Genomic DNA, 11,298 nt, shown 5'->3' on the forward strand with positions numbered 1-11,298 from the left:
TCCAAGGTGCTGAAAACACAAAGGCCGCCCGAAGGCGGCCTTGTCACACTAACCGAGGGTCATCCGGTTATATTGGAGCGGGCGAGGCGATTCGAACGCCCGACCCTAACCTTGGCAAGGTTATGCTCTACCCCTGAGCTACGCCCGCTTCCTTGTGTAGCGGGGATGTATAAATAACCGCCGGGGTCTGCAAGAGGAAAAACGACGCTTTTCAATTTTTTTGTCAGGCGGCGACGGAAAGTGTCGAGTGCTGCGTTACACCACCCAAAGAACCCAACGGGAGTAACGGGAGATGAAGTACCTTCAGACCATCAAGATCGCAATTCTGGGCGCTGCGATTTTCGTAGCCCTCCTGATTTCGTAATCCCAGCGCCTTGTCTTCGAAATGTGGCGGGCATCAATCGTCCGCTATGGTAAGGGATGTAAGGCAAGCCGAGGCGACGCTGCCCGCCTAGCCAGACAAGTTTGCAATCTTCCGGCATGTGCGCAGGTTTCGACCGGTTGCGGTGCTGCCCAATGCGCTTTCCATCTTGGCGGCAAGTTTCGACCGTCCAAAGCCATCCGGCGTGTAAAAATACGCGATGTTGGCGTTTATCCTCAGTTCTTCCGACTGCGCTCTGAAGTTGCCAATGATTTCCTGATCAAGCCAAATTTCGCTGTCGGGAAAGAACAGATGCACCTGCCGGTCGTCCTCAGGCTCAAAAGGGCAGGCGTCCAGCGCCTCTCCAAAGCTGGCCGAGATCAGGACTATCACCGACAGGTTTAATCCAAACGCGCGCTCCAGAGCGTCGGTCATCTGGTTGGCAAGAAAGCGGGGCGAAAACTCCGAGCGAAACAGCAGGTTGCCCGAGGCCAGAACCGTCCGCACGTCGGACCATCCTAGCCTTTCCGCCAAACCGCGCAGATCCGCCATGTTGAGGTTGTTCGCCCCGCCGACGTTTATGCCCCGCAGCAGGGCGATACGGTCCGTCATCTTCACGCCTCGGCAGACAGACGGACCATCGCTTTATTCCAGCTCGATCAGCAAATCCTTGGCATCGATCTGACCGCCGGGCTGTACATGGACCGCCTTGATCACCGCATCGCGCTCTGCGTGGATACCGGTTTCCATCTTCATCGCCTCGATGGTTAACAGCAGATCGCCGGATTTGACCTTTTGGCCCGCGGTGGCCGCAACGCTTGCCACGACACCGGGCATCGGCGCACCGATGTGATTGACGTTACCTGCTTCGGCCTTGATGTGTTGGGTCGTCGTTGCCTTGACCATCCGGTTGGGCACCCGGACCACACGCGGCTGGCCGTTGAGTTCAAAGAACAGCTTTACGTCGCCGTTTTCATCCGTTTCACCGATAGCCTGCAGCCGGATTTCCAGGGTCTTGCCCGGGTCGATCTCAGCCGCGATCTCTTCGCCCGGCTCCATGCCGTAAAAGAAAGCGTGAGTCGGCAGGCTGCGGACCGGGCCATAGTTGCGGTGACGGCCCATGTAGTCGAGGAAGACCTTTGGATACATGAGATAGCCGTTCAGATCCTCGTCGTCGATCTCCTTGCCTTCTAACTCGGCGCTGACCTTGGCGCGGACCTCTTCCAGATCGACCGGGGGCAGGTGCTTGCCGGGGCGCTCGGTTCCGGGTTTTTCGTCCTTCAGAACCTTCTTGACGATATGGTCTGGGAACCCGCCCGGCGGCTGGCCCAGATTGCCGCGCATCATGTCGATCACGCTGTCGGGAAACGCGACGTCCACGGCAGGGTCTTCGACCTGTTCGCGTGTCAGTCCCTGGCTGACCATCATCAGCGCCATGTCGCCGACCACTTTGGACGAGGGCGTGACCTTGACGATATCGCCGAACATCATGTTCACGTCGGCATAGGTGCGGGCGACCTCGTGCCAGCGTTCCTCAAGCCCAAGCGAGCGGGCCTGACCTTTCAGGTTGGTGAACTGACCACCGGGCATCTCGTGCAGGTAAACCTCCGAGGCGGGGGCCTGCAGGCCGCTTTCAAAGGCTGTATACTGACCGCGCACGGCTTCCCAGTAATCCGAAATCGCGCGAATTGCCTTGATGTCCAGCCCGGTGTCGCGATCCGTGTGGCGCAGCGCTTCGACGACCGAGCCCAGCGTCGCCTGCGACGTGTTCCCGGAAAGTGCGTCCATCGCACAATCGACCGCATCTACACCCGCCTCTGCGGCGGCGAGGATGGTGGCGCAGGCCACGCCCGCGGTATCGTGCGTGTGGAAGTGAATTGGCAGCCCGACCTCTTCCTTCAAGGCGCGGATCAGGATGCGGGCAGCCGCCGGTTTCAACAGCCCCGCCATGTCTTTAAGACCCAGCACGTGCGAGCCAGCATCGCGCAGCTCCTTGGCCATGTTGACATAGTATTTCAGGTCGTACTTGGCACGATCTGGATCGTTGATATCGCCTGTATAACAGACCGTGCCTTCACAAATCTTGCCGGTCTCAAGCACCGCATCCATGGCGACACGCATGTTCTCGACCCAGTTCAGTGAATCGAACACGCGAAAGACGTCGATGCCGGTTTCTGCCGCGCGTTTCACAAAAAACTGCACGACGTTATCGGGGTAGTTCGTATAGCCAACCCCGTTCGAGCCACGCAAAAGCATCTGCGTCATCAGGTTCGGCATTGCTTCGCGCAGGTCTCGCAGCCGCTGCCACGGGCATTCTTGCAGGAACCGATAGGCCACGTCGAAAGTCGCGCCGCCCCAGCATTCGACCGAGAACAGCTGCGGCAGGTTGGCGGCATAGGTCGGGGCCACTTTGATCATGTCGATGGAGCGCATCCGCGTGGCCAGCAGCGACTGGTGCCCGTCGCGCATGGTGGTGTCGGTGATCAAAAGCTGGCGCTGGGCCTTCATCCAGTCGGCGACCGCCTGCGGGCCTTTCTGCTCCAACAGGTTGCGCGTACCCATCATCGGCTCGCCATTCGGTTTGGGCGGTTTCGCGGGTTTCAGATCGGGATGGGGTTCGGGGCGTCCCTTCGTTTCGGGATGTCCGTTCACCGTAATGTCGGCGATATAATTCAGAACCTTCGTGCCCCGGTCGCGCCGCTTGGAGAACTGGAACAGCTCGGGCGTCTCGTCGATGAAGGTGGTCGTGTATTCGTTTGACAGGAAGGTCGGGTGCTTCAGCAAGTTTTCGACGAAAGCGATATTGGTGCTAACGCCCCGGATGCGAAATTCGCGCAGCGCCCGGTCCATCCGCTTGATCGCCATTTCCGGGGTGGGGGCCTTGGCGGTGATCTTGGTCAGAAGGGAATCGTAATACCGCGTGATGACGCCGCCCGCATAGGCGGTCCCGCCATCAAGACGGATTCCCATGCCCGTGGCCGAACGATAGGCGGTGAGACGACCGTAATCGGGGATGAAGTTGTTCTGCGGATCTTCGGTCGTGACCCGGCATTGCAGCGCATGGCCAGTCAGTTTCACATCATCCTGCGTTTCCTTGCCGGTCGCCTCGGCGATGGTCTTGCCCTCGGCAATCAGGATCTGCGCGCGCACGATATCAATGCCGGTGACTTCCTCGGTCACCGTGTGTTCGACCTGAACCCTCGGATTGACCTCGATAAAAAAGAACTGGCCCGAGGCCATATCCATCAGGAACTCGACCGTACCGGCGCATTCGTAGTTCACGTGCTTACAAATCTTGTAGCCAAGCTCGCAGATCTCGGCGCGCTGTTCGTCCGACAGGTAAGGGGCTGGGGCGCGTTCGACGACCTTCTGGTTACGGCGCTGAACCGAACAGTCCCGCTCAAAGAGGTGATACATCCCGCCATGCTTGTCGCCAAGGATCTGCACCTCGACGTGGCGGGCGCGGGTGATCATCTTTTCAAGATAGCCTTCGCCATTGCCAAAGGCGGCCTCGGCCTCGCGCCGTCCTTCCTTGACCTTTTCGGCGAGCTCTTTCTCTGACTTGATCGGACGCATCCCGCGTCCACCACCGCCCCATGAGGCCTTGAGCATGAGCGGATAGCCGACTTCGCCTGCCTGCTTGCGAATTTCTTCCATGTCATCGCCGAGCACTTCGGTCGCAGGAACAACCGGCACACCAGCCTCAATGGCGACCTGACGGGCGCTGGCCTTGTCGCCAAGCTTGCGCATGGTTTCCGCGCGGGGACCGATAAAGGTGATTCCGGCGTGGTCGCAGGCATCCACGAAATCCGGGTTCTCGCTCAGCAGACCATAACCGGGATGAATCGCATCCGCGCCGCTTGCCTTGGCCACACGGATAATATCGTCGATCGACAGATAGGCAGCGACAGGTCCAAGTCCTTCACCGACACGATAGGCTTCGTCGGCCTTGAAACGGTGCAGGCCAAGCTTGTCTTCTTCGGCATAGATGGCGACCGTTTTCTTGCCCATCTCATTCGCGGCCCGCATGATGCGGATGGCGATCTCTCCACGGTTCGCGATGAGAATCTTTGAAAATTCAGGCATTTAGGGTCTCCCTTCCCAGGCACTTAACGACCTTGCCGACTGGCTATCACTTAGTTAACAAACGATATGCTGCAACGCGGCGCAAGCAATATCAATACGCTCTCCCTGCCGGATCGATATGGTCCAGCGAAATCGGCTTGGGCAGGCCCGAGAAGCTTTCGATCCCCATCTGTCCCATGTTCGCGATCAGGTCGAGCCTGAGCATATCTATCAGATGGGCGGGGCCCTGCGAACCAAGCGCGCCAAGCGCGTAATGAAAGGCACGCGCCAGCATGACAAAATCTGCCCCCAGCGCGAGCGCACGCAAAATATCCAGCCCGCCTTCGACGCCCCCATCAAAAATCAGCGGCAGGCCCGTGGCGGCGCGAATCGCAGGCAGCGCCTCGATCGAGGCCATCGCGCCATCGAACTGGCGTCCGGCGTGGTTCGACACCCAGATCGCATCGACACCGAGGTCTTCCAACGCGCGAGCGTCATCGACCCGCATCACACCCTTGACGATAAAAGGCCCGTCCCAGTGATCGCGCAACCAGCGGGCGTATTCCCAGTCCGGCGAGGTCCGCAAAAGGTAGCCGACATGGGCGGTCGATGGCAGGTTCGCGTGCTCTTCGCCGATATATTTGTCGAGCCCCCGCATATGCGGCATGCCGCGACGAGCCATACCCCGTGCCCATGATGGGCAGCGCATGACCTGCGCCATAAGCCGTGGCGTGAGGCGGGGCGGTTGCGTCAGTCCAGATCGTGTCTGTCGTTCGCGCCGCGATGACACGGGCACATCGGCGGTCAACACCAGTGTCGTGAACCCGCTGTCGCGCGCACGCTGCAACATGTCCGTGCGGATACTCTCGTCCTTTGGCGGATACATCTGGAACCAGCCATGCTTGCCCAGCACGGGTGCCACGTCCTCGGGGCTCTGGCTGGCGACCGTGCTTAGCGTATAGGGCAACCCGGCCTCTGCCGCCGCTTTCGCCAGCAGCTGTTCCGCGCCAGGCCAGATCAAGCCCGACATACCCACCGGTGAAATGCCAAAGGGCAGGGGGAATTCATGACCCAGAAATGTCTGCCGCAGGTCCGGCGTCTGCTCGCCATGCAGGATCGATGGCTCGAAACCGATCCTGTCCAGGGCCAGCCGGTTGCGCTGCTTGGTCGCTTCCTGCCCGGTTCCGCTGTCGAGGTATTCCCAGACGAATTTCGGGATGCGCCGACGCGCTCTCTTTTTCAGATCGTAAAGTCCGGGGTATTTGCCGTGTAGGTCCATGACCGCATTTGCGTGCAGGCCGAAAGGATTGTCCAGTCAATCCCTGCCCGCTTGGAAGGCCGTGTCAAATCTGCCCTTGAATTTGTGAAGAACGAAATGCGAACGTATCTTTAAACCCGGGCCACGCTGCGATAGGTTAAAAGGTATGAGCAGTTTCGATGATACGGACGCCTTTGAGGCCGCCTCCCTCTCCGCCCGCGCCATGGCTGCGCGGCCGACACCCTATCTCGACGGGCTGAACCCGGCGCAGCGCGAGGCGGTGCAAACCCTTGACGGGCCAGTGCTGATGCTGGCCGGCGCGGGCACCGGCAAGACCCGTGCGCTCACCGCCCGGATCGTGCATTTGTTGAATACCGGCACAGCGCGTCCGAACGAAATTCTCGCGGTGACCTTTACCAACAAGGCCGCGCGCGAAATGAAAAACCGGGTCGGTCAGATGCTCGGCCAATCGATCGAAGGTATGCCGTGGCTTGGCACCTTCCACGCGATCTGCGTCAAGTTGCTGCGCCGCCATGCCGAACTGGTCGGTCTCAAGTCCAACTTCACCATCCTCGATACCGACGATCAGATCCGCCTGCTGAAACAACTGATTTCCGCCGCGAATATCGATGACAAGCGATGGCCCGCCCGCATGCTGGCCTCTTTCATCGACGACTGGAAGAACCGCGCCCTGACGCCGGACAAGGTGCCGGCTTCGGATGCGGGCCATTATAATCACCGCGGCACCGAGCTCTACGACCAATACCAGACCCGCCTGAAAGAGCTGAACGCTGTCGATTTTGGCGATCTTCTTCTGCACATGGTGACGATTTTCCAGACGCATGAGGATGTTCTTCAGCAGTACCAGCGCTGGTTCAGATACATCCTGGTCGATGAATATCAGGATACCAACGTCGCCCAGTACCTCTGGCTGCGGCTGCTTGCTCGGGGCCACAAAAATATCTGCTGCGTCGGCGACGACGACCAGTCGATCTATGGCTGGCGAGGCGCTGAAGTGGGCAATATCCTTAGGTTTGAAAAGGATTTTCCCGGTGCCCACGTGGTCCGTCTGGAACAGAACTACCGGTCGACCCCACATATCCTCGCGGCCGCTTCCGGTGTTATCCGGGGCAATCAGGGCCGGCTTGGCAAGGAACTCTGGACCGAGGAGCAGGACGGCGAAAAGATCCGTCTGATCGGTCATTGGGATGGCGAGGAAGAAGCTCGCTGGGTGGGTGAGGAAATCGAGGCGATGCAGGGCGGCACCCGCGGCATGCGCGGCTTCGATCTCGACGACATGGCGATTCTCGTGCGCGCCTCCCACCAAATGCGCGCCTTCGAGGACCGTTTCCTGACGATCGGCTTGCCCTATCGCGTCATCGGCGGTCCGCGCTTTTATGAACGGCTCGAAATCCGCGATGCGATGGCCTATTTCCGTGTCGTGACCTCGCCCGATGACGATCTGGCGTTCGAGCGGATCGTGAACACGCCCAAGCGCGGTCTCGGTAACAAGGCGCAGCAGATCATCCAGACCACCGCGCGAGACAATGGCGTGTCGCTGGTAGACGGGGCAAGGATCGCCCTGCAGGAAGGCGCAATCAAGGGCAAGGGTGGCGGCGAATTGCGTCATCTTGTCGACGGGATCGCGCGCTGGCACGAGATGACGCGCGGCCCGCGTGTTGTGATCTCAGACAGTGACGACAGCGTGATCGAAGACCTCGATAGCCCCTCCGAATTTGGTTCGCCCGAGACACCGCATACGGAACTGGCCGAGATCATTCTCGACGAATCCGGCTATACGGCGATGTGGCAGAACGACAAGACGCCCGAGGCGCCAGGTCGGCTGGAAAACCTGAAAGAGCTGATTAAGGCACTGGAATCTTTCGAAAACCTTCAGGGCTTTCTCGAACACGTCAGCCTGATCATGGACAACGAGCAGGCGGATTCCGATGCCAAGGTCAGCATCATGACCCTCCATGCCGCGAAGGGGCTCGAATTTCCGGCGGTGTTCCTGCCCGGCTGGGAGGATGGCCTCTTCCCCTCGCAGCGCAGCATGGATGAATCCGGCCTCAAAGGACTCGAGGAAGAGCGCAGGCTGGCTTATGTCGGGATAACCCGGGCCGAAGAGATTTGTACGATCTCATTTGCAGCCAACAGGCGCGTCTTCGGCCAGTGGCAATCGTCAATGCCGTCGCGTTTCATCGATGAACTGCCCGAGGAGCATGTTGATGTTCTCACCCCGCCGGGGCTCTACGGGGGCGGTAGCATGGCGGGCATGTCAGGCGGCGGGATTGAAGAACGGGTCGCAAAGGCGAATGTCTACAACTCTCCCGGTTGGAAACGGCTTCAGGAGAACTCGAACCGGCGCGGTTTGTCACAGCCGAAAGAGACCCGGAACACGGTTATAGATGTAACCGCGACGAGCAGTTTCACCGTTGGTGAGCGCGTTTTTCATCAAAAGTTCGGCTACGGCGCAATTCTTAATATCGAGGGCGACAAGCTTGAAATCGATTTTGAGAAAGCCGGTATCAAGAAAATCGTCGCCCAGTTCGTAAGTTCGATTGAGGATATGCCCTTTTAACCAGAGGTTATCTCGTCAACGGTCAGTTCCTGTCACGCACGCATGGCCATTTCCTGTCGAGACGTACCGCTCGCTTGCTTTGAACCCGTCTTGAAAAAGTCCACTTCGTTCAAAAGCGTCAGGGTCGCGTCTTTCATCTTTGTGATGACCTGCGTGTTATCTTCGAACATGGATGCGTTGTCCTGAGTGGACCGGTCGAGTTCGTCGGTGGAGGATGCGATATGCTTGATGCCAGCGGCCTGATCATCCGCGCTCTCCGCAACTGAATCGATATTCTGAGCGACGGTCAGAATAGAATTGGTGATCACCTTCAGTGCATCGCCGCTCAGGTTGACGAGCCGCACGCCCTCGTCGACTTTTTCCCCTGTGTCCGAAATCACGCTGGAGATTTCGCTCGCCGCTTCCAGTGAGCGTGCGGCCAATGCCCTGACTTCGGATGCAACCACCGCAAAACCACGACCCGACTCACCGGCACGGGCCGCCTCGATCCCCGCGTTGAGCGCCAGAAGATTGGTCTGAAAGGCAATTCCATTTATCAGGTCGATGATTTTTGAAATGGAATCCGAGCTTTCCTTGATCTCCTGCATGGCAGCGACAGCCTGATCGACCGTCGCGATGCCGCTTTGCGATTCCTGAACCACGCTGGCGGCGCTGTTCCTCGCTTTCCGCGCATTCTCCAATGCGCCGGAGACCGATTTCTCGATCTGGGAGAGGGCGGCGCTGGTTTCTTCCAGCGCGGCAGAGTTTCGGACAGTACGCTGCGAGAGGCTTTCCGAAGACTTGGAAAGATCGCCCGCGTAACTGTACACCACATCCGTATTACCGCGAATGCTCGTGACGATCGTATTCAGCTTTTCGAGCATCTCGTTGAGTGTCAGGGCGATATCGCCGAAAACGCCCTTGTGAGTTGTCGCTACGGTGTGGTTCAGATCGCCGTGAGACAATGCGCTCAGCGCGTCCGAAATGTCGTGCAAGGCTTTCCCGGTCGATTCCGAAATGTCGTTAATGCCGGAACAGATTTTTTTGAACACGCCATCCTTGTCTTGTAGTGACAGTCGTTTGCCAAAATCACCCTGGGCACAGGCCGCCACAACCTCGGAAATCTCTTCGGCGATAGCGATTTCCCGTTTTCTTGTAGCTTCAAGTTCGGCTTCGCGATGCAAAGCCTTTTCCTTCTCGTCTTCCTGCTGTCGCCTTTTTTCTTCCTGCAGAAGCCTCTGATCTTCCTTTTCCCTTTCATGCCGCAGCGCTTCCTGTTCGCGCGCTTTGATGGTTGCGGTCCGGAAATGATCCAGTGCAACGACAATCTCGCCAAGCTCAGAGCTGGTAGCCTGCGGCATCAGTATCGCGAGGTCCCCCTCGGCCATCCGCGATGCGGATTGTGAAACCTCGGCCATGTATGCGCGAACGGGGTGTGACACCATCCAGACCGCGAACGCGCCTAGAATGACAGCGACCAAGCTCGCCACCAAACTGATGATTGCCTGGTTTCGCGTGTCGCCATGACGAGTTTCGAGCGCTAAGAGGATATCCTTTGCAAGCTGATCTTCGAAGCCTTTTAGTAGGTTGATTTTCTTTGTCATTGCGCCGAAAAAATCGTTGCCGGTGATTCCCTGAAGGTTCTGAAAGGCAGTGCTTTCAAAGGCGACTTCTCGCATGCGTTCGACATCGCCAAAGGCTTCCGAGGCGGTCATTTCTTCGTAGGCTGTCGCGACCTTTGTGCTGGCTTCCTCAAGGAACATGTTGAAATACGCGTTCTGAATGCTGATCAACTCTTGAAGTTTCAGCAGCCGGTCGACAGTGAAGCGTCCGATGCCAAATCCGCTGGAACCGATAGCGCGTTCGATACCGGCGCGTTCCTTGCCGTTCAGAAAGCTAGAAAAAGCCTTTATTTCCATTGCCGTATTCGTGTCATTGCTGGCAAGAGAGGCCAGCGTCACGACACTCAGCATGGCATTGTTCAGCCCGGTATAATAGGAAATCGCCTGTGGCGGTGCGATGGAAAGCGCATCGACTTGTTCTCGGATTTCGGTCATCTCGCCGAGTTTCTGCTTTATATCGCGGAGCTTTTCGATAGCTCGGAGACTGGTCTCGCTGTCATCGGCCCGGCCCATGTATTTCGCCATCGATTGCTCGGCGAGCCCGCGTTTTTCGTCGGTATTCTTTCTCTGCGCGGCGAGCTCTTCGGAAAAGGAAGCACCGGCGGTGCTGATGAATACCGCCGTGGCGCCGCGTTCCTTTTGCTGCTCATGCACGAGGTCCGAGAGAAAGGTCGTCAGTTCCGCAATGTCCAGGATCCTGTTGTATTCCGACATCTGGCGGAGCTTTGGATAGGTCAGAAAGAAGGACAGGCAAATGGTGAACGCCACCGGCACAGCCGCGACAAGGATCATGGAACGGGTGATTGGCATGCTTCGGATGGCATGGGCAAAATTTCGCATGGATCTCTTTCTGGAAAACGCTCTTGGTGAAACTGGTAAGCGACAGGGGTTACGGGCCTGTTAATTTGGGTTGCCCTCTGTCGTTCACAGCTTTCGAATCCGTGCCAAATTTGACGGATCTCGCTCGAAGAAAGGAACGCGCAACTTTGCTTGCCCTGCTTGTACAAAGAAACCAGACTGCCGCAATGACGGAAGAGGATTTCAAACTGCGTCTCAGGCTGGTGTTCGGGCCCGAGGAAATGATCGGACCGGGCAAGGCCGAATTGCTGGAACGCATCGCGCGCACCGGCTCTATCGCTGCAGCGGGGCGTGAGATGGGTATGAGCTACAAACGCGCCTGGATGCTTGTCGAAACGATGAACGCCATGTTCAAATCGCCTGTCGTCACGAGTTCGCGCGGCGGGGCCAAGGGAGGTGGCGCCGAGGTGACGGAAACCGGCAACGAGGTGCTGCAAGCCTATCGTGCGCTTGAGGAAAAGGCCCGTTACGCGGCCATCAAAGAGATCGAACAGCTGAACAACCTACGGAAACCGACTGAAACCTGAAGTTTTTCCTTGCGAGCACAAGGAGTAGGGTCGATATGTTTTGAGGA

General features: G+C 58.2%; 6 protein-coding genes and 1 tRNA gene. 2 read left to right on the top strand and 5 right to left on the bottom strand.

From position 1 onward, the window contains the following. Positions 1-73 precede the first annotated feature (73 nt). The 4 genes from ACU0FH_RS21690 to ACU0FH_RS21705 form a co-directional block, all read right to left on the bottom strand. Positions 74-148, bottom strand: a tRNA-Gly gene (locus ACU0FH_RS21690). 303 nt (positions 149-451) lie between these two features. Next, positions 452-973, bottom strand: a complete 522-nt coding sequence (locus ACU0FH_RS21695; RefSeq protein ID WP_446196763.1) for a DUF1697 domain-containing protein — start codon at positions 971-973, stop codon at positions 452-454. A 33-nt stretch (positions 974-1,006) separates the two neighbouring features. Then, complete coding sequence (locus ACU0FH_RS21700) at positions 1,007-4,447, bottom strand: pyruvate carboxylase (protein WP_446196764.1); 3,441 nt, start codon at positions 4,445-4,447, stop codon at positions 1,007-1,009. 91 nt (positions 4,448-4,538) lie between these two features. Beyond that, a complete protein-coding gene (locus ACU0FH_RS21705; protein ID WP_446196765.1) occupies positions 4,539-5,705 on the bottom strand; it encodes an alpha-hydroxy acid oxidase in 1,167 nt (388 codons plus the stop codon). A 145-nt stretch (positions 5,706-5,850) separates the two neighbouring features. On the opposite strand from ACU0FH_RS21705, the gene ACU0FH_RS21710 reads away from it, so the two are divergent. Then, positions 5,851-8,265: an ATP-dependent helicase gene (locus ACU0FH_RS21710; RefSeq protein WP_446196766.1), complete on the top strand. Its 2,415-nt coding sequence runs from the start codon at positions 5,851-5,853 to the stop codon at positions 8,263-8,265. A 32-nt stretch (positions 8,266-8,297) separates the two neighbouring features. On the opposite strand, the gene ACU0FH_RS21715 is transcribed toward ACU0FH_RS21710, so the two are convergent. Next, a complete protein-coding gene (locus ACU0FH_RS21715) occupies positions 8,298-10,706 on the bottom strand; it encodes a methyl-accepting chemotaxis protein (RefSeq protein WP_446196767.1) in 2,409 nt (802 codons plus the stop codon). 185 nt (positions 10,707-10,891) lie between these two features. On the opposite strand from ACU0FH_RS21715, the gene ACU0FH_RS21720 reads away from it, so the two are divergent. Then, a complete protein-coding gene (locus ACU0FH_RS21720; RefSeq protein ID WP_446196768.1) occupies positions 10,892-11,251 on the top strand; it encodes a winged helix-turn-helix domain-containing protein in 360 nt (119 codons plus the stop codon). Positions 11,252-11,298: the final 47 nt, after the last annotated feature.

Source organism: Heliomarina sp., from assembly GCF_052826185.1.